20 protein-coding genes are annotated in these 25,727 nt (G+C 60.1%); 6 read left to right on the top strand and 14 right to left on the bottom strand.

Annotated elements, in window-relative coordinates; genetic code table 11:
* Positions 1-2: 2 nt before the first annotated feature.
* From ABOA88_RS21765 to ABOA88_RS21790, 6 genes are read left to right on the top strand one after another with little or no spacing between them, the layout of a single operon-like run.
* Positions 3-695, top strand: a complete 693-nt coding sequence (locus tag ABOA88_RS21765; protein ID WP_367851240.1) for a WbqC family protein — start codon at positions 3-5, stop codon at positions 693-695.
* Positions 688-1,668: a hypothetical protein gene (locus ABOA88_RS21770; RefSeq protein ID WP_367851239.1), complete on the top strand. Its 981-nt coding sequence runs from the start codon at positions 688-690 to the stop codon at positions 1,666-1,668. The genes ABOA88_RS21765 and ABOA88_RS21770 overlap by 8 nt, the downstream gene beginning before the upstream one ends.
* Positions 1,665-2,222 (top strand): GNAT family N-acetyltransferase, encoded by a 558-nt coding sequence (locus ABOA88_RS21775; RefSeq protein ID WP_367851238.1) that lies wholly within the window; start codon positions 1,665-1,667, stop codon positions 2,220-2,222. Before ABOA88_RS21770 ends, ABOA88_RS21775 begins: the two co-directional genes overlap by 4 nt.
* Positions 2,219-2,998 (top strand): phytanoyl-CoA dioxygenase family protein, encoded by a 780-nt coding sequence (locus ABOA88_RS21780; protein WP_367851237.1) that lies wholly within the window; start codon positions 2,219-2,221, stop codon positions 2,996-2,998. Before ABOA88_RS21775 ends, ABOA88_RS21780 begins: the two co-directional genes overlap by 4 nt.
* 4 nt (positions 2,999-3,002) lie before the next feature.
* Complete coding sequence (locus tag ABOA88_RS21785; RefSeq protein ID WP_367851236.1) at positions 3,003-3,749, top strand: class I SAM-dependent methyltransferase; 747 nt, start codon at positions 3,003-3,005, stop codon at positions 3,747-3,749.
* Positions 3,750-3,751: 2 nt separating this feature from the next.
* The gene (locus tag ABOA88_RS21790; RefSeq protein WP_367851235.1) at positions 3,752-7,267 is read left to right on the top strand and encodes a glycosyltransferase; all 3,516 of its coding nucleotides are present in this window, start codon (positions 3,752-3,754) and stop codon (positions 7,265-7,267) included.
* A gap of 107 nt (positions 7,268-7,374) precedes the next feature.
* Here the strand turns inward: ABOA88_RS21790 and ABOA88_RS21795 are convergent, their stop codons facing one another.
* From ABOA88_RS21795 to flgB, 14 genes are all read right to left on the bottom strand, one after another.
* Positions 7,375-10,095, bottom strand: a complete 2,721-nt coding sequence (locus tag ABOA88_RS21795; protein WP_367851234.1) for a glycosyltransferase — start codon at positions 10,093-10,095, stop codon at positions 7,375-7,377.
* Positions 10,096-10,148: 53 nt separating this feature from the next.
* Complete coding sequence (locus ABOA88_RS21800; RefSeq protein ID WP_367851233.1) at positions 10,149-13,721, bottom strand: glycosyltransferase; 3,573 nt, start codon at positions 13,719-13,721, stop codon at positions 10,149-10,151.
* Between the two features lie 180 nt (positions 13,722-13,901).
* On the bottom strand, positions 13,902-15,470 hold the full coding sequence (locus ABOA88_RS21805) for a flagellar hook-associated protein 3 (protein WP_367851232.1): 1,569 nt from the start codon (positions 15,468-15,470) through the stop codon (positions 13,902-13,904).
* Between the two features lie 13 nt (positions 15,471-15,483).
* A complete protein-coding gene (gene flgK / locus ABOA88_RS21810) occupies positions 15,484-17,529 on the bottom strand; it encodes a flagellar hook-associated protein FlgK (RefSeq protein WP_367851231.1) in 2,046 nt (681 codons plus the stop codon).
* A 12-nt stretch (positions 17,530-17,541) separates the two neighbouring features.
* Complete coding sequence (gene flgJ / locus ABOA88_RS21815; protein ID WP_367851230.1) at positions 17,542-18,702, bottom strand: flagellar assembly peptidoglycan hydrolase FlgJ; 1,161 nt, start codon at positions 18,700-18,702, stop codon at positions 17,542-17,544.
* A gap of 12 nt (positions 18,703-18,714) precedes the next feature.
* On the bottom strand, positions 18,715-19,824 hold the full coding sequence (locus tag ABOA88_RS21820; RefSeq protein WP_090345531.1) for a flagellar basal body P-ring protein FlgI: 1,110 nt from the start codon (positions 19,822-19,824) through the stop codon (positions 18,715-18,717).
* Between the two features lie 11 nt (positions 19,825-19,835).
* The gene (gene flgH, locus ABOA88_RS21825; protein WP_090345428.1) at positions 19,836-20,531 is read right to left on the bottom strand and encodes a flagellar basal body L-ring protein FlgH; all 696 of its coding nucleotides are present in this window, start codon (positions 20,529-20,531) and stop codon (positions 19,836-19,838) included.
* Between the two features lie 32 nt (positions 20,532-20,563).
* Positions 20,564-21,349 (bottom strand): flagellar basal-body rod protein FlgG, encoded by a 786-nt coding sequence (gene flgG, locus ABOA88_RS21830; protein WP_090345426.1) that lies wholly within the window; start codon positions 21,347-21,349, stop codon positions 20,564-20,566.
* Positions 21,350-21,397: 48 nt separating this feature from the next.
* The gene (flgF, locus tag ABOA88_RS21835; RefSeq protein WP_367851229.1) at positions 21,398-22,138 is read right to left on the bottom strand and encodes a flagellar basal-body rod protein FlgF; all 741 of its coding nucleotides are present in this window, start codon (positions 22,136-22,138) and stop codon (positions 21,398-21,400) included.
* A gap of 179 nt (positions 22,139-22,317) precedes the next feature.
* The gene (locus ABOA88_RS21840) at positions 22,318-22,503 is read right to left on the bottom strand and encodes a hypothetical protein (RefSeq protein ID WP_367851228.1); all 186 of its coding nucleotides are present in this window, start codon (positions 22,501-22,503) and stop codon (positions 22,318-22,320) included.
* Positions 22,504-22,576: 73 nt separating this feature from the next.
* Positions 22,577-23,932: a flagellar hook protein FlgE gene (flgE, locus tag ABOA88_RS21845; protein WP_367851227.1), complete on the bottom strand. Its 1,356-nt coding sequence runs from the start codon at positions 23,930-23,932 to the stop codon at positions 22,577-22,579.
* 31 nt (positions 23,933-23,963) lie between these two features.
* Positions 23,964-24,668: a flagellar hook assembly protein FlgD gene (gene flgD, locus ABOA88_RS21850; RefSeq protein ID WP_070092466.1), complete on the bottom strand. Its 705-nt coding sequence runs from the start codon at positions 24,666-24,668 to the stop codon at positions 23,964-23,966.
* A 15-nt stretch (positions 24,669-24,683) separates the two neighbouring features.
* On the bottom strand, positions 24,684-25,127 hold the full coding sequence (gene flgC, locus ABOA88_RS21855) for a flagellar basal body rod protein FlgC (RefSeq protein ID WP_043210925.1): 444 nt from the start codon (positions 25,125-25,127) through the stop codon (positions 24,684-24,686).
* A gap of 2 nt (positions 25,128-25,129) precedes the next feature.
* On the bottom strand, positions 25,130-25,537 hold the full coding sequence (gene flgB, locus ABOA88_RS21860) for a flagellar basal body rod protein FlgB (RefSeq protein WP_367851226.1): 408 nt from the start codon (positions 25,535-25,537) through the stop codon (positions 25,130-25,132).
* Positions 25,538-25,727: the final 190 nt, after the last annotated feature.

The raw sequence follows: 25,727 nt of genomic DNA on the forward strand, positions 1-25,727 counted from the left end.
TCATGCAACCGTATTTCCTGCCCTACCTTGGCTATCTGCAGTTGATCGCAGCCGTGGACCACTTCGTCCTCTACGATGACGTGCAGTTCATCAAGAATGGGTGGATCGAGCGCAATCGCTACCTGCTCGACGGCGAGCCCAAATGGTTTCGCGTAGCGCTGGCCAAGAGCAGCCACAACCAGCACATCCTCGACAAACGTATCGCTGAGACCTTCGCGCCCCAGGATATCCTCAATAAATTACAGGCGGCCTATCGCAAGGCCCCATTCCGCGAGACAGTGCTGGCATGGCTGGCCGAGCTGCTCGAGCCACCCACGGCCAGCATCGCCACCCTTAACGAGCGCCTGCTCAAGGCGTGCTGCCGCTTGCTGGAGATCGACACACGCCTCTCACGTTCCAGCGCGTTGGGCTTGGACAGTGGTTCCAGTGGCCAGCAGCGTGTCATCGAGATCGTCAGCGCCTGTGGTGCAACCCACTACCTCAATCCGGCCGGCGGCGCACACCTCTATCAAGCGGATGCTTTCGCCCAGGCAGGCCTCACCCTTGAGTTGCTCAGCGCCACCTTGCCGCCCTACCAGCAAGGCGATAATGACCAACCGTTCGTGGCGGGGCTTTCGATCATCGATGCCTTGATGTTCAACGACAAGCACGTGGTGGCGCAGTGGGCCAGGCTCGGAGTGATCGAGCATGCCTAAGGCCATCGGTGGCTATTTTGAGCTGGAGTTACGCACCGGCCAGAGCCTCTACCCCCATGCCGCTGCCTTCAACGCAGCGCGCTGGGCGTTCCGCGCACTGGTACAAGCACGCGGGCTGCGCCGGGTCCATCTGCCGTACTACCTGTGTGGAGTATTGGTCGAAGCCCTTGAGGGCCTGAACGTCTCGGTGCAGGCCTACGGGCTTGACGCCCGCCTTGAGATCGCCACACCGGTTAACCTGAAAACAGACGAAGCGCTGCTCTTCGTCAACTATTTCGGGCTCAAGAGCCAATACATTGACCAAGACCTCACGCAGCGCTATGGCCAACAACTGATCATCGATAATTCCCAAGCCCTGTTTTGCGAAGCGCCTCCAGGCATTCCCACACTTTACTCACCTCGCAAGTTCGTCGGTGTCGCCGATGGTGGCTGGCTGGTCAATGCGCCGGGCAATCTCGAGCCACCGCGCCCGGGACAGTCGCGCCACCGTTTCACAGCGCTGCTGGGCCGTCTGGAGCAAGCGCCGGATGAGCATTACGCGGCCTACCAGGCATGCGAAGCCAGCTTGGGGGATGCCGGCATCGAGGCCATGTCCGACAGCACCCGACGTGTACTCGATAGCATCGACTATCTCAACATCGCACGTCGACGCATCGACAACCTGGCACTGCTGAGGCAACGACTGGATGGCCTCAACCGTTTCACGGCGTGGCCTGCACACAATCCACCCGCGCTGTGCTACCCGCTGCTGCTCGACTCACCGCAGCAAGCCGCAGGCCTGCGTCGGCACCTGCTCATGCAGACCATTTACGTGCCGTGCTATTGGCGCGAAGTGATCGACAGCCCGACAGCGCCGCCTTTCGAGCGGCATCTGGCCGAATGCCTGCTGCCGCTCCCCCTAGACCAACGCTATGACTGCGAGGCCATGCAGCGCCTCGCCGAGGCAGTCATCCAATACGAGAGGACATCATGAGCATTCAAGGTCAACGTATCTTGCTCAGGGCACTTGAACTCGACGACCTAGATTTGCTGCACCGCTGGTCGAACGACGAGGCGCTATGGAGCTTGCTGGGCGGCTGGCATTTCCCGGTCTCACGCGAGGCACAGAAAGACTGGTTGCTGCGCTTGGGCAATGACTCACTGAACCAGCGATTCGGGATCGAAGTGGCCGGCCACGGTCTGATTGGCACCGCCAATCTGGTAGGAATCGACTGGAAGAACGGTACCGCCGAACACGGCATGATGATCGGCGACCAATCGCTTAGAGGAAAAGGGTATGGCACCGACGTGATCGCGACGGTGATGCGATACGCCTTCGATGAGTTGGGCTTGAGCCGTCTGTGGACCACGATCATCGAATACAACGAACCCTCCCTTGCAACATATACCCGCAAGGCGCCATGGGTCATCGAAGGGGTTCAGCGGCAATGGTACTACCGCAAGGGACGCCGCTGGGACCGGATACTGCTGGGCGTGACGACCGACCAGTACCGCGAATGGCAAGGCCAGCGGGAGCAGGACCAATGACCGAGGTTCGCGAAGCGCTCAGCCGCAACGGTTACGCCTGCCTTCCTGATGTCATCCCTGCCGAGCGTGTGGATCAGTTGCGTACGGACCTTGCCAAGGCCATTACCCATTGTCGGCAGGTCCAGCTGGAAAACGGCATCACCAACCGGACAGAGCAGACTGCCCATCACATCCTGTCCAAGGACAGTTGCTTCGTCGGGCTGCTCGAGCTTTTTTGCCAGCGAGGTATCGTCGACCATCTGCAGCACATGCTCGGCGGGGTCCCCATACTCAACTCGTTCGGCGGGCTCGATAACCGCAACAGCACCAATGCCTATGTCCGCAATGTGCATCGCGACGTCCGCTCTTGGTCGGCCGAGTCGATGCAGATGGCCCAGGCACTGGTGCTGCTGGACGACTTCACCGCCGAAAACGGCGCCACGCTGTTCCTTCCCGGCTCGCACACCGCACCTGGCCAACCGGACGACCAACAGTTCGAAGCGCAGGCCCGCAAAGCATTGGGTAGCGCCGGATCGGTGTACCTGTTCGACTCGCGTATCTGGCATGCCGCAGGCATCAATCGCACGACAGCATCTCGTCGCTGCCTGACGCTGACGTTCACGCGCAGCTTCTTCAAACCGCAATTCGATTACTGCCGTGCGCTGGGTGATGACTTCTGCCTGTCACAACCCCCTGCCGTTCAGCAACTGCTCGGCTGGTATGCACGCACCCCTTCAAGCCTTCACGAGTGGTATCAGCCTGAAGATCAGCGCTTCTACCGCAAAACCCAGGGATAATCCGATGTCTAAACGCGACTACAACCAAGAGTTCCAGGACAACGCCCACCGTAGCTACTTCTACGATTTCGATGCACGCTTGCGACGCTACATGCTGGAAACTTTTGCACCATGGCTACGGAGCGGTCCCGCGCTGGAAATGGGCTGCTTCGAAGGGGCCTTCACTGCATTGTTCTCCGAACGCTTCGATGACCTGACGGTGATCGAAGCCGCCAGCGATCTCATTGAGGTGACCCGCAGCCGAGTCGACGCGCCGATCAAGTTCGTCTGCAGCACCTTCGAAGAGGCGCAGCTTGAGCCTCGCTATAGCAACATTTTTCTGATCCATACCCTTGAACACCTCGATGACCGGCGCAAAGTGCTCGAACGTGTACGCAACTGGCTTGCGCCCGGCGGACGACTGTTCATTGCCGTTCCCAACGCCAACGCTCCATCGCGGCAGATCGCCGTAAAAATGGGATTGATCGAGCACAATAGCGCCGTCACCGAGGGCGAAAGATTGCATGGCCACCGGGTCACCTACAGCCTCGATACCTTGGAACAGGAAGCGCGTGGAGCCGGCTGGCACATCACCCAGCGCGGCGGCGTGTTCTTCAAACCGCTGGCCAACTTCCAATTGGACAAAGCCCTGCAAAGCGGACTGATCGATGATCACTTCATGGATGCCTGCCAGGCATTGGGAATGGTTTACCCTGACCTGTGTGCCAGCGTGTATGTCATTTGCGAACATGCCTCGGACGCCAGAGCGTGACCATGAACGTTCCGTCCTTGCATGGTCAGCCGCGCCATCCGTACTACATATTCGCACCAGACTACCGTGAAACATCATCTGGCATCTGTGTCCTGCACTACCTTTGCCATGCGCTCAACCTGTCGGGCTACGAGGCGTATGTCCTACCTTGCAAGACCAACCCGAACCTGCGCACCCCGATACTCACCGATCAGCTCCGGCAACACCATAAATCGATAGGCGTAGCTCCGATCGCTGTCTACCCAGAGGTAATGGATGGCAACGCCATTGGCGCGCCAGTCGTCGTCCGCTACATCCTCAACCGCGAAGGATTCCTCACCGGCAAGACGATCGACGCCCAGGACAGCGATCTGTTCTTCTATTACACCCAGGACTTCCGCGGCGATGCCCAGAGCGACAACCTGCTGTTGCTGCCGGTGATCGACTCGGAGCTTTTTTCTCCACCCTCAGAGCCGGTGCAGCGCAGCGGCAGCTATCTTTACGTCAACCGCATCGATCGTTCGAAGATCGACTACTCGTTGTTACCGGACGACGTGGAAGTCCTTAGCCTGGCCCATCCGAAGACCCTGGCGCAACTCGCGCACATCTTCCGTAGCGCGGCCGTGCTATACAGCTATGAAATCTCCGCCACGTGCACCGAAGCCATGCTGTGCGGTTGCCCGGTGATCTACATGCCCGGCGGGCACGTAACCACCCAACCATTCCTCGAGCAATTCGGCAATCACGGCTCCGCACTGTATGACGAACCCGGCGGCCTCGAGCGGGCACGCGCAACGGTGATGCAGGCGCGCATGCGCTGGCTGGACATCGAGAAAGCATTCTGGCCACAGCTACAAAATTTTCTGCAGCAAACCCAGCGCGCCGCTAGCGAACATGTCGCCGATAGCCGCGTGCTTTCACTTCAACAATGGCTCAGTTTGCGCCAGCTGACACCAAGCCAGCAGACACTGGTGGATGATCGGCGTCAGCTATTACGCGGCCTGACCCGCTTGACGTTGCTGGTACGTGACTCCAAGGGGGATATGGCAGCACTCGGCGATACGCTGGATAGCATTGCCTGGTGGCAGTCGAACACCTCCATCGGATTGCGCACCGTGGTCCTGGGACCGGTCATGGATGCCCGCCATCACGAGACCGTGCATTGGCTGCGCTGTGACTCGCCAGGTGCTCCGGAACTGAACGAAGTACTGCAAGGTGACGACAGCGACTGGATCATGTTGCTTGAGGCCGGAGACGAGGTGCTGCCTTCCGGATCCTTGATGCTCGATCTGGAACTACCAGGCGCGGAAGGTTGCCGGATGATCTATTGCGACGGCATTTTCCGTTCCGAAGGTGGACCAGGCGCCGTGCTGCGTCCCAGTATGAACCTCGACTACCTCCTGAGCCTGCCATTGGTGATGGCATCCCACTGGCTCATCCGCCGGGACCTGGCTGTCCAAGCTGGAGGGTACGACGCACGAGCGCCGCAGGCGCTAGAGTTCGATCTGATCCTACGACTCATCGAAGCCGAAGGACTTGTGGGCATTGCGCATCTGGAGGAGCCGCTGATCGTCAGCGACACCCCTTCTTTGCAGCATAACCCTGATGAACGCGACACGCTGTTGCGCCACTTAGCCAATAGGGGCTACCCCCAGGCAGAAGTTGTAGAGAACCTCCCCCGCCACTACCACATTCAGTACAAGCATGTTTCGCAACCGTTGGTATCGATCCTGATCCCCAGCCGCGAACACCTGCCGCTACTCCAGCGCTGCGTCGAAAGCCTGCTGGAGAAGACACGTTATCCACACTTTGAAATCATCCTGGTAGACAACGACAGCGAATCCCCGGAGATACACGCCTGGCTCGCTGAGATCGCCAGCATCTCCGAGATGCGGCTGCGCGTGCTGCATCATGACGGCCCCCTTAACCTCAGCGCCCTCTACAACCTTGCCGCCACCCATGCCCGCGGTGAATTCCTGGTGCTGTTGAATAACGACACCATGGCAATCAGCGAGCAATGGCTCGATGAATTGCTGAACCATGCCTTGCGGCCAGAAACAGGTGTCGTGGGTGCCAAACTCATCAATCAGAACGCCATGATCGTGCATGCCGGACTGGTCGGAGGCTTGCGCGGCCCGGCTGGCAGCCCTTTCGTCGATCAACAGGCAGACGCTGCCGGCTATCTGCAACGCTTGCAGGTCGAGCAGAACGTGAGCGCAGTAGGTGCTGGTTGCCTGATGATCAACAGGGCCCTGTATCTTGAAGTGGGTGGTATGGATGAAAAGCTGTTCGCCCTCACTTTCAACGATCTGGACCTGTGTTTGAAAGTTGCAGAGCGCGGCTACCTGAATGTATGGACACCTCATGCACTGCTGATGCACGACGGCGGAATACTTTTGCGTGATGCCAGGAGAATCCCCGACGTCCGTCGACAATGCCTTCAGGAGCAGCAGAACGCCTACGAGAAATGGCTCCCGGCGCTGGCCAATGATCCAGCGTACAACAAGAACCTTTCGCTACGCGGGAGCGGCAGTGGCTTTGACTTCGAAGCCAATCCTGCACTGACCTGGAAGCCGTTGTGCTGGCGCCCTCTCCCGGTCGTACTAGGCTATCCGGCGCAAGATAAGCAGACAGCCGACGAACGCCTGCGTCCGGTGTTCGACAGCATGCGTGACGAAGGGGTCATCCAGGGCGGCCTGAGCCAGCGCCTGCTTACACCAGTGGAACTGGCACGCCTGCAGCCAGATGTGATTGTCATCCAGCACCGCAATGATGCACGCCACCTCGCCCAACTGCGCCAGACACTACGCTGGAGCACTGCATTTAAGGTACTGGACGTCAGTGGCGCGGCACTTGCCCTCGACTCGCCGATAGCCCGCAATGTACTGCGTCAGGCAGCCGAGCTGGTCGACCGTGTCGTGGTTCCAACCCAAGCATTGGCGCAAGCCATCGACGGACTGCACAGTGATATCCGAGTGGTCGAAAACCGTTTGGATTACCGTTGGGCCAACTTGCCGCCTGCGGCACGCCTGGATGGCAAGCCGCGCGTCGGGTGCGCGTTCACTACCCTAGATCCGAACACAGTTGATCTGGCTCAGTCACTGGTACGTCACTTTGCCGATCAAGTGGACTGGGTGCTATGGGGAGATGTCCCTCCCTACCTGCACAACCATGCGCGGGAACTCCATAGCAACCACGTTCAGTTCACACCCGGCATGCTGGCAGCGCTCAATCTCGATATTGCCTTGGCATTACACAACACTGCCTGTGACCCGAGCGCCGGTGAACTGCAGTTGAAGCAGCTCGGAGCCTGTGGTTATCCAGTGATCTGCAGCGACGTCGGCGCCTTCCATAACGAACTGAAGGTCACCCGCGTAGCCAACGAGCTGAGCGCGTGGAAAGACGCTATCAATCGGTACTTGGATGACTTGCAAGCAGCGAGAAGCAAAGGCGCGGAATTGCGCAAGCAGGTAAGCGACGGCTGCATATTGGATGCTGCGCACCTACAGCTCTGGCGCTCGGCCTGGATGCCCGACTGACCCTCCTGCACGTGCTTGAACCGATCAGTGCCAGGACGGCAGCGATCGGTTCACTCTTCTGACAAGCGTCGCTCACCCACACGGACTGGGCGACGCGCACAACTACTTCAGATCCCTTCGAGCCACCCAAGCGCATTGCCCCGGGATATGTCGTCGGATATCGACAATCCCGCGGCAACCTGGAGCCTGCGTTCCTGCATGATCGGCACGCTAGCCGCAGCACTGTCCAGCAACTGAGCAAAGGGTGTCCACAGGACCAGCATCCCCGCTTGTCCGATGCGCACGCACAAGTCGATATCGCCGCCAGGTTGTGGCGGCAAACAATCACTGTGCTCAAACACATCTCGGCGCACCATCAAGCAGTCACCGGATACCGCTGCACAACTGCGCACAGCCTGTGGCCATCGAATCTGGGCACACTCCTCAGGCGACAACCCCTGCCAAGGCGAGATGACCTTTGCATTTTCCTGCAGGACATAGCCTGCGTGGGCCAATGTGCCATCAGCGGCGCGCAGGAGCGCCCCCGTCACACCAACCTCTGGGCGCTGCGCCTCATTGAGCAGAGCCTCGATCCAAGCTGGCGTGGTTACCTGGCAACGTGCCGAAAGCAGTACCAAGTACTCCCCCCGCGCCTGGCTGGCCGCAAGGTTCAACTTGGTATTAAGCGGAGTCCTGGAATCTGCGCTGAGCAGGCGCACCCGACCGCCAAAGCGTACTAGGGCAGTCATTTCTTCGTCAGCACAGGCCACCAGCACCTCATAGCGCGGATAGCGGGTTCGCTGGATGACGCTGGTCAGGCATGCCTCGAGTTGGTCACTGTCACCGTCACTGGCTATCAGGATGCTCACCAGCGGCGTCGCTGCATGACGGAAATCGATGACCAAACCGGCATCCTGCTGCTCCCTGAGCTGTGCGCGATACCCCAGCTGCGTGAGGTGACGGTTGACGACAGCTGTGGCCTGTTCAATCAAGGCTTTCGATGCGCACTCACCCACAACCAGGTAGTCGTCCAAATGAGCAAGGCAACCGAGCCCTTGTGTCTCAGCCAGGCGCAGCAGCAGATCCAACTCCAGCGCCTGGCGATGTGTTTCGCTGTACCCGCCCAGGTCCAGAACTGCCTGGCGCCGTATCACCCAATGTCGCGACATCAAGTCCGGCTGGCTGCGCAACAGGTTCAGATCTGCCCCTGGCCGGACAACAGCGTGCAGTCTGCCCTGCTCGTCCCGCTGGACCTCATTGGCACAGATTGCTTGGCATGCAGGCGACTCGGCCAGTTCGACAAGCAGATGCTGAAGCCCTCCCTTGCACAGCTCGTCTCCTGCCTGCAGCAACATCAACCACTCGCAGGGCAACTGGCGCACAACCTGGTTCAAATGCGCCAGCCAATTGCCGTCATTCACCTGGATAAAATGCAAGATATCCCGAGCAGTGGTAATCGCCGGAGGCTGACCGCCCTTGAGCACCACCAGCTTGAAGTTGCGAATACCACTGGCCAGCAGACTGTCAAAGGTAGCTTGCAACGCCTTATCGTCATTCCCCAGATCAAGGACCACGAACGCGATCTGTCCGGCTGGACGCTTATCCAGATGGGCATTTACTTGCTGAATCGCAGCACTGTCCGGAGTAGCCGCTTCAAGCGCTGCAAGAACATAACCCGATGGCGTGGCGTGCAAACGTTGTTGCTGTTCGATACCTGGGATTTGTTCAAGGCGCTCAAGCCAATCGGCAAGCTCTTTTGCACGCGCGGCATCGTCCGGACCGGTGAGGGCACCTACCAATTCCCGACAGACTTGTGGATCGAACAAGCCCAGCGCCAAAGCTTCCCAGTGACGTAGCTGCAGGCTATCGGCAGTGTCATTGGGATGGACTCGCAACAAGTCCCGCTGGCGCACCCAGCAACCTTCCAAAGCCTGATACTGAGCGTGCCCCGCCGGCCAGGCATGGCAAAGGAACTCAAGGGCGGTCAACTGTCCGAACAATGCCTTGTTGTAGTAAGGCATTTCAATGTATTGGCGCGGCTCGAAACGCCGCTCCGGCTCATCGCTCACACTTACCCAAGTGGAGGTGAACAACAAAGGCGCATCACCTTGGCCATAGGTATCGCGAACAAAACGGTTGAGCACGGCAAACCCCGCCTCACTGGAGCACAATTTCAGATGCTCGCTATCCCATTCACGCACGTTGCGCAGGGCCTCGTTCAGTTGCTCGCCCTGAAGGACAGCGTTCACGGCAGCTTCACGAGCACAGACCACATCAGTCTGCTCTACCTCGACAACCAGGCCCTGAGCCAGGACGGCATAGGACACCCCCAACCGGAAAGCAGCGAAATCCGAGCCAATCGGCATGGCGGCCAGTGCCGCCTGTAAGGCGGGCACGCGGACTACGGCGCGCCAGGCTTGTCGACCTGCCAGGCCGTACTGGTGCAAACGTGCACGCGCGCCGTCCTCGTCGCGTTCCGGGAGGCTCGCACCGAGCTTGTAGTACATCACCTCGGCGTTGCCCGCTACGTAACCCAACGCATACCCCTGTGCTGCGATGGCGTCTGGCTGCTCATGCAGGCAGGCCGCGGCACGCTGCAGGGCCGAGGCCAGAACGAAGTCGGCGTCCAGAGCGAGCGCCACGAACGGTGTGGCAACCTGCTGCAGCACCTGCTCCAGACGCTGACGGCACACCTCACCAGCACTGCTTGCTTGCAATGGCTCCAACGACAGGCAAGGAATGCCCGCCTGCTGATAGTAATACTGTGCACGGGCACGATGCCCGATCTCTCCCTGCCCTAGCAGAACGACAGTCACTTCATTGCACGGTGTAGTCGCGATATCGACCATAGAGCCCTCTGTAAAATGTCGATTCGCCACCCAGCACTGCCGGGTGGTGAGATTCAGTCCGCCAGCCAGGCATTGGCCCAATGCTGTAGATGATGTGATGTCAAAACGTAGTCACGCAGGACCATCTCTCGCAGAGCGTCACCCTGGCGGTAGCTGGCCTGCGGGTCGGCAAGGTGCATACGGATCGCTTCGAGCCACTGCTGCGTCGTGTTTTCTTTGACTCTTGTGCAAGGCAAGTAGCCGGCGTAGGCCTTCGTATCCGTGCAGATCACCGGATACCCACACGCCCCGTATTCCAATAGCCGCAAATTGCTCTTGCAGTCGTTGAACAGGTTCTGCTCGAGCGGCGCCAGCGCCAGATCGAGGTTGAGGCTGGCCAGCTTGCGCGGATAACCAGCGAACGAGATACCCGTGTGATATTCCTTCACATACGGCCGGAGCATTTCTGGACACATGCCGAAGAAGACCCAATCGACCTCATCGGCCAACGTCTTGATCACCTCCAGCAACAACTCCAGATCACCGCGATGGCTGGTTCCACCTGCCCATCCCACGCGCGGCTTGGCACTGGTCTGGCGCTGGCTACCAAGCCCCGTCCATAAAGGGGCCGAGAGCATGTTCGGGACGACGCGAATGTCGTGATGCATGTCTGCCAACGCATCTGCCAATGGCTCAGTCGAAACCACCACACGATCACACAGGCCAATCCCCTCCCTTACCACTTCGCGAATATTGCTTGGCAAATTACGGACATGGTCATTTTTCTTCGAAGGCTCAATGACATAATCATCGAGTTCATAGATCCGCCTGGCATTGGAGAAACGCTTGAACTGGCTGATTTCCTTGAGATTGAACGGCATGTAGCGGCACTGCAGGATGACAACGTCAGGTCTTTCCCGCTCCAGCTCAATCACTTCAGGCGTGCTGTAGTTGATACGACCCTGAATCCAGCCTGCGCGCTCAAGCTCATTGAATGGCTGCACAACTCGATAGTGTCCAATGGCCGTAGTGTTGCTGGGTAACGCCAGCACCGAAGGCATCGCACGCGCAATAAAGGGGTCCCAGCCGCTGCGCAGACCAGGCTCGAAATTGAAGTTCGCCAGTTTAAGACTGAGATTAGGATTGTATGCTGGATCTCTGGCGATCAAAGGCAGCCACCGCTCGAAAAACACTTCGCGATCAGCCATTTCCACGTTTCCAGTCAATGCCTGAGCATCTTCAGCCGGGAAGATCACAACCTTCGAAAACGGCGTCCACACTGAGAGGAAACCCTGCTCACGCGCACGCAAACACAGATCAGCTTCGAAAAACGTCTGTTTCAGGTGGGTGGTATCCAACCCCTCCAGTTCGGTGAACAACTGACGACGTATCACCAGACAATCCAGGCTCAGCGCGGTCCAGTCCTGCACCAGGCGCAGCCGATTCATGTAACTGTCGGCATTCACCGCACAACCGAGTAATGGGCTTCCGACACCACCGTTGAGCCCGAGCACCATTCCCGCGGAAACGACTCGTCCATCATTGGAGAAAAGCTTTGGGCCTACCAACCCGACCTCAGGACGCTGGGCATGCTGCATCAGCTCCCACAGCCATTGGTTGTCGAACAACACACATCTGCTATTGAGTACGAGCAGATACTCGCCACGCGCATGAAGACTGGCCTGGTTCAGACTGGCTGCAGGCCCTTGGGCGGGAACCTGCACGCTGCGCAACCGCTCGCCTCCTACATCGGCCATTGCCGCCAGCCAATTCAGGATTTGCGTGGGCGTATCCTCATCGGCGACCAATAAAACCTCAAAATCGTTATAGGACGTATTGGCCAACAGCGATTGGACACAACGCATCAACGCATTCAACTGCGTCCCGACATGAATCAAAATCGAGACACTTGCAGCACGTTCATGCAAGTAGGTGATGCGGGACACCTGACTACCCTGCAGCCCCTCTACCTGAGCATCCACGCCCAAGCGCCGGAGGTGAGCCTGCACCACACGTGCGGCCTGGACATGACCCCGTGGATCCTCCTGCCAATCGGCATAGGTCTGCTCGCAATGCACCAATACTTCGGCAATATGCTCCACCGCCTGCAATCCACAAGCCTCGACCAACCGCCAGAGCGCATCGTGCGGAGCCAGCATTCCGAACGTCGTATCGAAACCGCCCAGACTATGTAGCGCATCCCTCCGGAATACGAGCAGGCGGCCCACATAGGGCATGCTGCGCATCAGATCCAGATTGAAATCTGGCTTGAAGATCGGACGAGACGGCGCCAGGGTATCGTGGGTGCCTTCATCGCTGTAAAGACACATGCAATCGTCGCGCAACGCCATGCGCTCGGCCATGATCACCAGTGCATGCGCATGCAAGCGATCACCGGCACGCAGCAGGAACACCCAATCGGCCTGCTCATCGTTGCTCAGCCAATGATTGAGCGTAGTGAACTCATCTTCATCACGAAGGATGAACTGCGATTCTCTCGCGCAACTGCGTAGAGAAGCCGGCCCCACGATCAAGACTTGGCTGGCCGCATAGGACTGCACGGCCAAACTGTCCAATGTGACACGCAAGGCTCGCTCATCGCCTTCGTCACAGACGATCGCCGGCACGATGCGCGGCAAACGTGGCCATTGCTCGATACGCTTGGGCAATAGACGCAACTGACCAGGTGCTAGCTCCCGGCAATCCAGCCACTGGGCATACAACTCTGCGAAATCGAGGCTGTGTGTGCCTACTTGTTGGTAGAAATTGGCAATCTGTTTGGAGAACGCGGAGCGCATGTCCATCTCTTCCCAGACTTGCCCTTCCCCGCCGAAATATTCTGACAGGGGCAGATAACGCACCCAGCCAGCCGAGGGCGCTGCCTCCCCCGTGCGTGCTGCCAGCATTTGCAGCAGCCACTCGGTCTCGATCTTGAACGCTTCGGTCATAAAGGACTGATGGCTTAGCCTTCCCGGATACACGCGCTCCAGACTCAGAACTTCTTGCAGGCTGCACAAGTCACCTCGGCGCAGCAAGCATGCGTACAACGCCAGGTCCAGGCGCGCAACAAAACCGTGACCGTCCTGTACCAGTGAGCTGAGGTACTCCTCAACCTGGGCTCGACGGAACAAGGCATGACTGATGCCACCGAACAAGTTCGGCGCGTTGTCTGCGATGCTGTCGAGCAGGTCCGTGCCCTTGAGCACTGCACTTCCGGGAGAGATCACAAAATTCAATGGCCGTGACGGCAGCAGCACGTCATCGGCGGCGCAAACCAGACGCTGGTTAATAACCATGCTGACCTGCGGCCACTCGTTCAGGATCTTGGCTTGAAGACCGACACAGTGGCCAAGCAGCGTATCGTCATCACACAAGAATTTGATCAGCGCACCCGAGGAGTGAGTGAGGCATGCCATCAAGTTGCGGGCAAAACCCAATCGCTGGGGATTACGCAGGTATCGAAGGTTATGAAGGGTGGTACTGCGCAGTTCTTCACAGATCGCCTCAATCTCGCCAGTGGCACTGTCATCACAGATGACAACCTCCAGGTTCGGATAATCCTGCATTAGCGCACTGGCCAACGTACGACGGAAAAAGTCCGGGTTGAACGCAGGAATAGCGATACTGACGAGGGGTGGTGTACTCACGGATGCTCACTTACACGAAGAGGCGTTCTATTCATGCGCGCCCGAACCCTATAGCAGGGGGTGCCCCCGTCACAAGTCCAGCGTCACGAACCTGGCGTACGACACAGGTGCCTCCTGCGCCGCCCTGGATGACAAGGCGGTGCGCATACATGGACCGCCTTGCATGTTATTGAGTACCGATCAGATGTAATTGACCAGCGACAACCCAGCGATCTTGGCATACGACTGCATCGAAGCCTGCAGCATGTTCTTCTGCATCTCCAACCGAAGCATCACTTCACCCGGATCGCTTTCGCGAATCGAGCTCTGGGTTTTCTTGTTCTCGGTACCGAGCGCCTCGTTGGTCTCAGCCTGGACATCGAGCGCTTGCCCGCGTCCACCGATCGAGGAAATCGACGAGGACACCTGATTGGTCGCACTGGCAATGTTGCCGATCGCCGAATCCAGCGAGGCGAGGAAATTCTGCCGCGCCACCGGATCGCCATCCTGCGGCGTGGACAATGCCTTGCGCAGTTGCCCGATGGTCTCGAGCACGTTCTGGGTCTGGTGGGTATCAACCTTCACTGCGAACGAATCACCGGCATTCGGCGTGCCGGAGAGTTCGAAGTCCACCCCGGCAGCTGTCGCGGTGGTGCCGCTCAGCGTGCCGTTGGAGATTGGTCGGCTATCGGCTGTAACAGGCGCCGCATAAAGTTCGAAGTCCGTGGCGCTGGTGAATTTGAGCACTGCACCACCACCCGGGAACGCCGCTTTGTAGGCAGTGTCATTGCTGACGCTGGCGCCGGTGATCTGTGCAGTAGAGGTATTACCCGGGCTACGGGTGCCGGCAATGGAGTCAGCCTTGGAACTCAGGCTGAACGTATGACCGGCCAAGGCAGCATCCGGGTTCGCCTCATCACCTGGCTGGAAGGTGACCTTCAAGCGCAGGTCGACACCACGGAAGCTGATGCTGCTGTTATCGCCATTAGGGTTGAAGGTTCCACCCTGGCTGGCCTCCAGGGTCACATCGGTGCCATTGGCATCGAGAATCTTGAACTGAGTGCTGCTGGTGAACTCGATGCTGTACGGCTCGCCACTGCGGAAACGGTCGTTGTAGGTCGCGCTACCGGAGACTTGACCATTGGACAGGCTGATACGGCCATCGTCGATCGCAGGAACTGTCAAGTGGGTCTCGCTACGGCTGGTGTTCAGCGCCTGCTCGAACGCGTCGTAGCCGGTCTCGTTGGCCGCCAGGCTGAGCATGTCGCCCACTTGCAGATTCAATTTGCCCTGGTCGCCCTGGTAGGTGTAGGTGCCGTCAGAATTGCGCACATAGGGCGGGGTGTCGCCCTTGGAGCCGGAGAACAGGTACTTGCCGTTCTCATCCTTGCTGTTCATCAGCGAGAACAGTTGCTCCTCAAGCGACGCCAGTTCATCGGCGTTTGCTTTGCGGTCAGCATCTGTGAAACCACCGTTACCGGAGCTCACCGCCAGCTCGTTGACGCGCTGCAGGATGGTACCAATGGCGTTGAGCGTGCTCTCAGCAGTCCCCAACGCATTGCGCACGTTGACGATGTTGTCGCTGTACTGCTCCAGCATGTTCTGCTGCTGCTCCAACTGCAGCAGGCGTGCAGCACCCACCGGATCGTCGGCGGCGGTGCGGATGCGCAGGAAGTCGCTGGCCTCCTGGCTCGTCTTGTTGACGTTGGAGAAGGTGCGCTGGTAGTTGGCGCTGCTGGTGTTGTAGAACTGCGAAGTGGAGATGCGCACGGTCTACGGCTCCTTAAAGACTGTTGATCAAGGTGGCGAAGGTTTCCTGGGCCGCCTTGATGATCTGCGACGACGCGGTGTAGTACTGCTGGAACTTGACCAGGTTGCCGACCTCTTCGTCGACCGACACGCCCGACACCGAGTTGCGGCCGTCCAACGCGGACTGCTGCAGGGCGTTGGTGGCATTGCCGTCCATGGTGGCCTGGGCGGTCTTGCCGCCGACGTTGGACACCAGCTTGGCATAAGCGTCGGTGAAGCTGATGCCCTTGCCGTCGGCACCAACACCCACGGTGCCCTTGGTCTGCAGGCCGAGCACCGACTGGGCATTGCGGTTATCGGCAGAGCCCGCGCCGGTCAGCGACACGGTGAAGTTGTCACCGCTTTTCGGCGCACCGGAAACGCTCATCTCGAAAGTGAAGGTCTTCTGAGTGGCGCCGTCCATGATCGGGTTGCCGCTGCCATCGACCATCGGCACCGACAGCTGCAGCTTGTTTTCCTGGCCCGGAATGATGGTGCCGCTACCGATGTTGTTGCCTTTGGCGTCGTACATCGTGTAGGCCTGGGGCGAGGTGCTGTCGTCGCCGAACACCAGTTTGACCGGGGTGGAGTACTTAAGGCCCGTCTGCAGGTCGGCGCGCTGGGCTGCATCGTAGATGTCCAGCTCGGAGGTCAGGGTCGGCGGGGTGACCGCGCCTGTGCCCTTGTTGCCGGCACCGTTGGTGCTGGTCAGCGGGGCAGCCATGGCCAGGCGGTTGGGGTCGGTCAGCACCGATTCCATGCCCGCGGCAGCATTACGGGTGGGGGTGATCTTGAAGCTGTCACCGGCGCTCACCGCACCGCCCTTGAGCGACAGGGTGAAGCCATCGATTACCGGGGCTGGATCGTCAGCAAGGTCGTACGAGCCCATCTCGGTGCCTTCGGGCAGCTTGCGCACGGTGTAGGCGGTGGCGCTGGTGAAGGTCACCTGGTAGTCGCTGGTGCTCAGCTTGCCAGTGTCCTTGATGTTCACATCGAGGTTGCCGGAGCCAGCACTGTTGCCCAGCTTGGGCACGCTGCGCTCGCTCATGGCCTTGGCGCTGTTGATGTCACCGAACAGGATCGCGCCGAATTCGCCGTTCTTGTCGATGCCCTGGGCCAGCTGGCTGTTGATGGCATCGGCCACCACCAGCGCCACACGGCCCAGCTCGTTGAGCGCAGGGTCGAGGGTCTCGCGGCGGTAACGCAGCAGGCCACCGAGCTCACCGCCGGTGGTGCTGTTGGTGATGTCCATCTTGGTGGTGCCGCGATTGAGCACCAGGTTCATGCGGGTCGGGTCGGTCTGGCTCGGCTCGACACCCAGGGTCTGGGTGGTCTTGCCCAACACCAGGGCCTGGCCGTTCTTCAGGTAGATGTCGTAGTTGCCTTCGCGCTCCACCACCTCGGCACCGATCAACGCGGTCAGCTCGCGCACGGCGCCATCGCGCTGGTCGAGCAGGTCGTTGGGCTGGCCCTGTACCGCCGAGATCCGTGAGATCTGGTCGTTGTACTCGGCGATCGTCGAGGTGAGCTTGTTCACCTGGTCGGCGATCGAGGCCATGTTGGTGTTGATGTTGGTGTTCTGCTGGTTCAACTGCGCCGACAGGGTGTTGAAGCGCTTGGCCAAGGTCTGGGCGCTGGTCAGCAACAACTGGCGTGAGGCGTCCTCGTTGGGCTTGGCCGAGGCGTCCTGCATGGCGCCGAAGAAGCTCTTGAGCGCAGCGGTGATGCCGGTATCGGCGCTCGACAGGGCGGTGTCCAGCGGGGTGATCTGGTTCAGGTAGGAAGTGGCGTCGCTGGACAGCGACGTGGTGGTGCGCAGCTGGTTTTCCAGGAAGGCGTTGTACACCCGACGCACATCGGCCAGGGTGGTACCACTGCCGATGAAGACCTGGCCATACTGCTGCGAGCCCTTGGTCTTCTGCACGATCTGCTGGCGAGAATAACTGTCGACATCGGCGTTGGCGATGTTGTTACCCAGGGTGTACATCCCCGACTGCGCGGCGCCCAGCCCCGACATGCCAATATTGATCAAACTCGCCATGGTTCCAAACCCTTAAAGTTTCGTTGTGGTACCGAGCATCGCGTAGCTCTCGTACGACTTCATCTGTCTTGCGATCTGCGAGATCTTGCTGGCGTAGTTCGGGTCGGTGGCGTACCCGGCCTTCTGCAGCTCTCGCACGAACTGTTCCGGGTTATCGGCCGACTTCACCGCATCTTGATAGCGCGCGTTGTTCTGCAACAGGCTGACCAGGTCATGGAAGCTGTCCTGGTAGGAATCGTAGGAACGGAACGCCGCAGTCTCCTTGACGAACTGCCCGCCACGAAACTCACTGGTGATCGCCCTCGCCTGCCCACCTTGCCAGTTACCGGTGGCCTTGATGCCGAACAGGTTGTGGCTGCTGCTGCCATCGGCATTGCGCATGACCGACTTGCCCCAACCGGTTTCCAGGGCAGCCTGGGCTACCAGGTAACGGGGGTCGATACCGATACGCTTGGCGGCCTGCTCGGCCATCGGCAGCATGGTGGCGACGAACTGGTCGCTGTCGGTGAAGGCCTTCTTCGGCGCCAGCGGTGGCTGAGCCACGGCGCGGCCAAGAATGCGCGTCCCATCCGGCGCAGCGAAGGCGCGGGCGGCGCTGGCCACCTGCTGTCCTTCGCGGGCCGGCACGGCAGCGGTATTGGTGGTGCTCGCCGACGGCACGATGCCGGCCAGCAAACGATCCGTCAGCTTGCCCGGCAGGGCCAGGCGCCGCGAGTTGAGCGCAGCCACGTCGTTGCGGGTGCCGGCCGTTTCACTGAAATGCATGGGTTCGGCCACTTTGCTGCCCCACAGCGCCGGGGCATGCCCTTCGACACGCGGGAACGGGCTGGTGTTGACCGGCGCAGGCTTGTTCTTGGACAGCTGACGCACCAGCACATCCTGCAGGCCGATACCGCCGCCTTCGCGGGACATACTCACGGCCAACTGCTGGTCGTACATGTCGCGGTACTGCTTGACCGTCTCGCTGTTCATCGGGTTGTCGTCGGCCAGCACGTCACTGGCCTTGCGCGAGGCCTTGAGCATCTCGCTGATGAACAACGACTCGAACTCCTGGGCCACCTTGCGCACGTTGGCATCGCTGTCGCGATCACCGTGCTTGAGCGAGCTTAAGCGGTTGAGGTCGGTGTAGGCACCGCTGTCGGCGTGTCCGGAAACCAGGCTCTTGGAATTCATGGGCTGGCGTCCTCAGATCACGATCAGGTCGGCTTGCAAGGCGCCGGCCTGCTTCAGGGCTTCGAGGATCGCCATCAGGTCGCTGGGCGCCGCGCCCACCTGGTTCACCGCACGCACGATCTCGTCCAGGGTGGTGCCCGGGCCGAACTTGAACATTGGCTTGGCTTCCTGCTGGGCATTGACCTTCGAGCGCGGCACTACAGCGGTCTGGCCATTGGAGAACGGTCCAGGCTGGCTGACGATCGGGTCTTCGGTGATGGTCACGGTCAGGCTGCCATGGGTGACTGCCGCCGGCGAGACCTTGACGTTCTGGCCAATGACGATGGTGCCGGTGCGCGAGTTGATGATGACCTTGGCCACGGCCTGGCCTGGGTCGATCTCCAGGTTCTCGAGGATCGACAGGTAGTCCACACGCTGGCTCGGGTCCATGGGCGCAGTGACACGCACCGAGCCGCCATCGACGGCCTGGGCCACACCTGGGCCGAGCATGTCGTTGATCTTGTCGACAATGTGCTTGGCGGTGGTGAAATCCGGGCGATTGAGGTTCAGCGTCAGGCTGTTGCCCTGGTTGAAGCCGCTCGGCACGGCGCGCTCGACGGTGGCCCCACCTGGGATACGACCAGCCGACGGAACGTTGACGGTGATCTTGGAGCCGTCTCGCCCCTCTGCGTCAAAGCCACCCACTACCAGGTTGCCCTGGGCGATGGCATAGACGTTGCCATCAATCCCCTTGAGCGGGGTCATCAGCAGGCTGCCGCCGCGCAGGCTCTTGGAGTTGCCGATCGACGAAACGGTGATGTCCACCACTTGGCCGGGCTTGGCGAAGGCCGGCAGATCAGCGTGCACCGATACCGCGGCGACGTTCTTGAGCTGCACGTTGCCCGACCCCGGCGGCACCTTGATGCCGAACTGGGACAGCATGTTGTTGAAGGTCTGCAGGGTGAACGGGGTTTGGGTGGTCTGGTCACCCGTACCGTTCAACCCCACCACCAGGCCATAGCCGATCAACTGGTTGGTACGCACGCCAGAAATGCTGGCGATGTCCTTCAGGCGTTCGGCGTGAGCACCGAACGCGCAGGACAGGAGCAGGGTCGCGGCAATCAGCTGCCTTACGTTGAACATGGTCATCCGACTCAGAAGGGCCAAAGCGGGCTCGTGAAGAAGCGGTCCAGCCAACCAGGCTGGCTGGCATCGGCGAAGGAACCTGTGCCCGAATAGGTAATACGTGCATCAGCCACGCGGGTGGATGGCACGGTGTTGTCGGTAGCGATGTCATCGGCACGGACAAGACCTGCGATGCGCACCAGCTCTTCGCCGGTGTTCAGGGTCATCCACTTTTCACCGCGCACGGCGATGATGCCGTTTGGCAACACTTCAGCTACGGTGACGGTGATCGAACCTGTCAGGGTGTTGCCCTGGGTAGCCTTGCTGTCGCCCTTGGTGGCGCGATCGCCGCTGTACCCCGCCTCCAGCGTGAGGTCGCCACTGCCGAACGGGTTGTTGGTGTTCGGCACCGTACCGAACAGTGAACTCAGGCCGATGTTGGCTTTGCTGTTCTTCTGGATCTGGGAACCTGCGTTCTTGCTCGCTGAGGTGCGCTCGTTGAGGGTGATGGTGATGATGTCACCCACGCGGAACGCTTTGCGATCGGTGTACAGGTTCTGCTCGAAGCCAGCCTGATAGATCGAGCCATTGGCCGCCGACGCCGGCAGCGGGGTACGCGGCACGACCGGCGCATAGTACGGGTCGTTTGGCTTTGGCGTCGGCCCGACGCAACCGGCCAACAACACCGCGCCCCCCAGGGCGAAGACGGACAACAGACGATTCATGACGCTTACCTCACGTGTAACGGGCTTGGGTCTTACAGCTGCTGGGTGACGAACGACAGCATCTGGTCGGCGGTGGAGATGACCTTGGAGTTCATCTCGTAGGCGCGCTGGGTGGTGATCATGTTCACCAACTCTTCCACGGTGCTGACGTTGGAGTTTTCCAGAGTCTGCTGCAGGGTGGTGCCGAAGCCGTTCAGGCCCGGGGTGCCGATCTGTGGCGCACCGCTGGCTGCAGTCTCGAGGAACAGGTTATTGCCGACGGCTTGCAGGCCTGCCGGGTTGATGAAGTCGGCGGTCTGGATGTTGCCGATGATCTGCGCGGCCGGGTTGCCGGCGGTGGTGATCGACACGGTGCCGTCCTGGCCAACAGTGAAGGTCTGGGCATCCGGCGGCACGACGATCGCAGGCTCCAGGGCGAAGCCGTTGGCAGTGACGATCTGGCCGTCGGAGTTCAGGTGGAAGGTGCCGTCACGGGTGTAGGAAACAGTGCCATCAGGCTGCAGCACCTGGAAGAAACCGCGACCGTTGACGGCCATGTCCAGCGGGTTCTCAGTGGTCTGCAGGCTGCCGGTCTGGAAGTTCTTCTGGGTACCGACAATGCGCACACCGGTACCGACCTGAAGGCCCGAAGGCAGCTCGCTGTCCTGGGTCGACTGGGCACCCGGCTGACGCTTGATCTGATACAAAAGGTCCTGGAACTCGGCGCGATCACGCTTGAAGCCGGTGGTCGAGACGTTCGCCAGGTTGTTGGAGATGACGGTCAGGTTGGTGTCCTGGGCGGACAGGCCGGTCTTAGCGACCCAAAGAGCCGGAAGCATTCAGTGTTCTCCTCGTGCGCCTGTTTTACGGCACCCGTTCAAAAGTGATTAGCCGATTTGCAAAACACGCGCCATGGCTTCATCGCCTTCCTTGGCCGCGGTCATCATCTTGACGTGCAGTTCGAATTGACGGGACAGCGCCAGCACCGAGGTCATTTCCTCGACGGCATTGACGTTGCTCGACTCCAAAAAGCCCGACGCCACCCGCACGTTGACGTCGGCATCGGCGGGCTGGCCGTTCTTGGTGTGGATCATGCCGTCCAGGCCCTTGGTCAGGTTCTTGGTGTCCGGATTGACCAACTTGATACGGTCGACCTCGGCCATGACCCGCGGGTCCTCGCCCATGGCACGAATACTGATGGTGCCGTCTTCGCCGATCTCCACCTTCTGCTCCGGTGGAATCGCGATCGGGCCACCGTTGCCCATCACCGGCATTCCGTTGCCGGCACGCAGTACGCCCAAGGCATCGATATTGAGACTACCGGTGCGCACATAGGCTTCTCTGCCGTCCGGCGCCTGCACGGCGATAAAGCCATCACCAGTGACCGCCACGTCCAGTTCGCGACCGGTTTCGATCATCGCGCCAGCAGTGAAATCGGTGGCCGGGCGTTCGCTCATGGCGAAGGCGCGCGCCGGAAAGCTGTCACCGAACACCGGCATCGAGCGCGCCTGCTCCAGATCGCGCTGAAAACCGTTGGTGGAAACGTTCGCCAGGTTGTTGGCATGGGCCCGCTGGGCCAGCGCATTCTGGCTGGCACCGGTCATGGCCACGTAAAGCATTTTGTCCACAGTCATTCTCCACTGCACTGACGAGCGATTGCCGCCGACGTTGCTGTGCAGGCACTAAAGCAAGTTCCGAACCAACTTTTGAAAAGTATGAAAAAGCCCGTGAATACGGGCTTTGAGGGAAGCCTTTGGATTGGGCAACGCCGGATATCCGGCGCCATCTTGCCGCTGACGGCAATTAGCTATGGCTCGCGGCAACCGGCGTTGTAGTAGGGCCCGGCGAAGCGCTTCCACCCCTCCCCCGGCGACCACTGCGAACACACCAGGCGCCCGTCGGCCTGGCTCTCCCAGCGCCACCAGGGCGCCGTAGCCGCCTGGGCCTGGAGCAGGCACAGCGCTGCGGCGAGCGTGACGATCCATTTCTTCATGAGCCTTACCTCGAAAACGACGAACCCCTTTACCAGGAAAGGGGTTCGCACGCACTCGACCGGCCAGCGACCATCAGGTCATCTGGATGATGGTCTGCATGATGGTGCTTTCGGTGGAGATGGTCTTGGCGTTGGCCTGGTAGTTGCTCTGCGCCTTGATCAGCTCGACCAACTCCTGGGTCAGGTTGACGTTGGAAGCTTCCAGCGAGTTGGACTCCACGCTACCCAGGGTACCGGTCTTGGGTGCGTCGATGCCCGGAATGCCGGAGGAGAAGGTTTCGGTCCAGCGAGTGCCGCCGACCTGTTGCAGACCCTGCTCGTTGGCGAAGCTGGCAATGGCCACCTGGCCGATGGCGCGGGACTGCTGGTTGCTGAAGCTGGCGAACATCACACCAGTGGAGTCGATGCTCAGGCTCGACAGGATGCCGGTGGCATAACCGTCCTGGGACTGCGACATACGCGCGGTCTCGGTGTTGTAGGAGGTAGTGCTGTTCATCGCCAGACGCATGCCACCAGGGTTGCCCGCCGCGCCATTGGCCGCCCAGTTACCGGCCGCATTCTTCGCCGCCGGAATCCAGCCGGTCATAGTGAAGGTATTGTTGCTGACGGTGAACGAGGAGCCGGCCGGCAGACCGGTGTTGTTGGCCGTCATCGCATTGACCGAACCATCACTGTTGAACGAGATGGTGCCGCTCAGCGGCGTGGTGCTGGCCGGATTGAACGGGTTGCGACCATCGACCAAGGTGTACATGGTCCACTGGTTGGTGCCGGTCTTGCGATAGAACTGCTCCATGGTGTGTTCGTTGCCCTGACTGTCGTACACCTTGGTCGGGAACGACTTGGTGTAGGTGGTTTCGTCAGCAGGGTCGAACGGCTTGTTCGGCACCATGGTACCGGTACCGTCGTCGACCATCAGCGGAATGTCGGTGGCCGAGGAATTCAGGTTGATGCCCTGGTCGATCAGGGAAGTAGCCTTAGGCGCCAGAGCGGAGGTGTCGATCTTCAGGTCGGTCAGCACGCCCTTCTGGATCTTGCCGGTCGAGTCAGCGGCATAGCCTTGCAGGCGCAGGCCGTCCGAGGTGACCACATAGTTGTCCTTGTTGGTCTGGAAGGCACCGGCACGGGTGTAGACCATCGAGCCGTTATCGGACAGCACAAAGAAGCCCTGCCCCTGGATACCCATGTCCAGTACGTTGCCGGTGTTGTTGATGTCACCCTGGCTGAATTGCTGGGAGACGGCAGCCAGACGCACACCGTTGCCCACTTGGTTCTTGCCGACACCCAGGCGGTTGGCACCTGCATAGACGTCCGCGAACTCGGCGCGCGACGACTTGAAGCCAACGGTGTTGACGTTGGCGATGTTGTTACCGGTGACATCCAGCTGCTTGTTGGCAGCGTACAGACCACTAAGACCGATGTTGAAAGACATGAATTCGCTCCTTGTGCCGCTCTAGCCGGCCTTAGATACCAATGGTTTGCACGCTGGACAGAGAAACTTTCCCGAGCCCTGCAAGGTTGAGCATCATCTCGCCATTGGGGTTGATGCTGACGCTGGTGACCTTGGCCGGCAGCAGGGTGTACATCTGCGTCGACTTGCCATCGACCATGGTGGTCGCCGAGAAGCTGTAGGTGCCCGGGTCGACCTTTTCACCCTTGTCGTTGGTGCCATCCCAGATGAAGTCGGCGTAACCGGCTTTCTGCTGGCCCAACTCGATGGTCTTGATGGTGTTGCCGTCTTTATCCTTGATGGTGATCTTCGCCTCGCTGATACCCTGCGGGACGATGAACTGGCCATTGAAGCTCTGGGTGGTGTCGACCACCGCCTTGTCGTTCTGCACGATCACCGAACGCCCCACCAACGACGAGGCCTGCAGGGCCTGGGACGACCCCATGGCACCGGCAATGGAATTGACCGTGCTGTTGAGCGTGGTGATGCCTTCCAGGCTGCTGAACTGCGCCAACTGGGCGACGAACTCGCTGTTGTCCTGAGGATCGAGCGGGTTCTGGTGCTGCATCTGGGTGACCAGCAACTGCAGGAACGCATCCTTGCCCAGGGCGTTCTTGTCGGTGTTCTCGGTCGTAGGCTTCTTGGTGGTGCCTGTGCTGACACCCGACGCCGACAGAACGTCGTTGAGGTTCACACCGCCGGTGCTGTTGACTGCCATGATCCTGACTCCTTATCACTGACCGAGGGTCAGCACCTTCTGCATCATGGTCTTGGCGGTGTTCATCAGCTCGGCGTTGGTCTGGAACGCACGGCTGGCGGAGATCATGTCAGCCATCTCCTCCACCACATTGACATTGGGGTAGTAGACGTAGCCGTCCTTGTTCGCCGCCGGATGATTGGGCTCGTAGCGCGCCTCAAGGTTGCTCTGGTCCTCGACGATGCCCATCACCTGCACACCCTGCCCCGCTTCGCCCTGATCCTGGAACAGCGACTGGCCAGCGCCGTTCTGGGCCTGCTGGAATGTGGTGGCGAATACCGGATGGCGCGCGCGATAGGTCTGGTCGATGCTCGAGGAAACGGTCTCGGCGTTGGCGATGTTGGAAGCGACGGTATTGAGGCGAGTGTTCTGCGCGCTCATGCCGCTACCGGCGATATTGAAGACACTGGCAAGGGACATGGTCACTCTCCACGCAGGGCCGAAACCAGCCCTTTGAATTTGCTGTTGAGCAGGGTGAAGCTGGCCTGGAAGCCGATGGCGTTCTCTGCGTAGTTGGACTGCTCGATCTGGGCGTCCACGGTGTTCTGGTCGATCGACGGCTGCATCGGCGTGCGGTACTTGAGGGTATCGTCGCCCATGGCCAGGCCTTCGGCCTCGATGTGGCGGCTATTGGTGCGATCCAGGGCAATGCGCCCCTTCTGCTGCTTGTCGGCTTCGGCGGCGAGCACCGCCGAGAAATCCATGTCACGCGCCTTGTAGTTAGGCGTGTCGGCGTTGGCGATGTTGTTGGCCAGAACCTCGGCGCGCTGGGCGCGGAAGCTCAATGCCTGCTCATGGATGCCGAGCGCCTTGTCGAAGCTGATGCTCATGTCTGGGAAACCTTCGAAGGTTGACCGGAAGAATCGTGAGCAAGCTAGAGCAAGGTTTGTGCCAAGCGATAAAGCCCCAGTAAAACCGGGCATTGAGGCCCTGCTTGCCGGCGGCAATGCCAGAAAAGCGGCAATGGTTTACCGCTTGGCGTCAGCAAAGCGGCAATGGGTACCGGCAAAAAAAGGGGCC

This window comes from Pseudomonas sp. PKS (assembly GCF_051913525.1).
Classification (GTDB): domain Bacteria; phylum Pseudomonadota; class Gammaproteobacteria; order Pseudomonadales; family Pseudomonadaceae; genus Aquipseudomonas; species Aquipseudomonas guariconensis_D.

Bases quoted from the DNA above. Each gene is read 5' to 3' on its own strand.
- ABOA88_RS21765 (WP_367851240.1), top strand. From the start codon at position 3: ATGCAACCGTATTTCCTGCCCTACCTTGGCTATCTGCAGTTGATCGCA.
- ABOA88_RS21770 (WP_367851239.1), top strand. From the start codon at position 688: ATGCCTAAGGCCATCGGTGGCTATTTTGAGCTGGAGTTACGCACCGGC.
- ABOA88_RS21775 (WP_367851238.1), top strand. From the start codon at position 1,665: ATGAGCATTCAAGGTCAACGTATCTTGCTCAGGGCACTTGAACTCGAC.
- ABOA88_RS21780 (WP_367851237.1), top strand. From the start codon at position 2,219: ATGACCGAGGTTCGCGAAGCGCTCAGCCGCAACGGTTACGCCTGCCTT.
- ABOA88_RS21785 (WP_367851236.1), top strand. From the start codon at position 3,003: ATGTCTAAACGCGACTACAACCAAGAGTTCCAGGACAACGCCCACCGT.
- ABOA88_RS21790 (WP_367851235.1), top strand. From the start codon at position 3,752: ATGAACGTTCCGTCCTTGCATGGTCAGCCGCGCCATCCGTACTACATA.
- ABOA88_RS21795 (WP_367851234.1), bottom strand. From the start codon at position 10,095: ATGGTCGATATCGCGACTACACCGTGCAATGAAGTGACTGTCGTTCTG.
- flgK (WP_367851231.1), bottom strand. From the start codon at position 17,529: ATGGCGAGTTTGATCAATATTGGCATGTCGGGGCTGGGCGCCGCGCAG.
- flgJ (WP_367851230.1), bottom strand. From the start codon at position 18,702: ATGAATTCCAAGAGCCTGGTTTCCGGACACGCCGACAGCGGTGCCTAC.
- ABOA88_RS21820 (WP_090345531.1), bottom strand. From the start codon at position 19,824: ATGTTCAACGTAAGGCAGCTGATTGCCGCGACCCTGCTCCTGTCCTGC.
- flgH (WP_090345428.1), bottom strand. From the start codon at position 20,531: ATGAATCGTCTGTTGTCCGTCTTCGCCCTGGGGGGCGCGGTGTTGTTG.
- flgG (WP_090345426.1), bottom strand. From the start codon at position 21,349: ATGCTTCCGGCTCTTTGGGTCGCTAAGACCGGCCTGTCCGCCCAGGAC.
- ABOA88_RS21840 (WP_367851228.1), bottom strand. From the start codon at position 22,503: ATGAAGAAATGGATCGTCACGCTCGCCGCAGCGCTGTGCCTGCTCCAG.
- flgE (WP_367851227.1), bottom strand. From the start codon at position 23,932: ATGTCTTTCAACATCGGTCTTAGTGGTCTGTACGCTGCCAACAAGCAG.
- flgD (WP_070092466.1), bottom strand. From the start codon at position 24,668: ATGGCAGTCAACAGCACCGGCGGTGTGAACCTCAACGACGTTCTGTCG.
- flgC (WP_043210925.1), bottom strand. From the start codon at position 25,127: ATGTCCCTTGCCAGTGTCTTCAATATCGCCGGTAGCGGCATGAGCGCG.
- flgB (WP_367851226.1), bottom strand. From the start codon at position 25,537: ATGAGCATCAGCTTCGACAAGGCGCTCGGCATCCATGAGCAGGCATTG.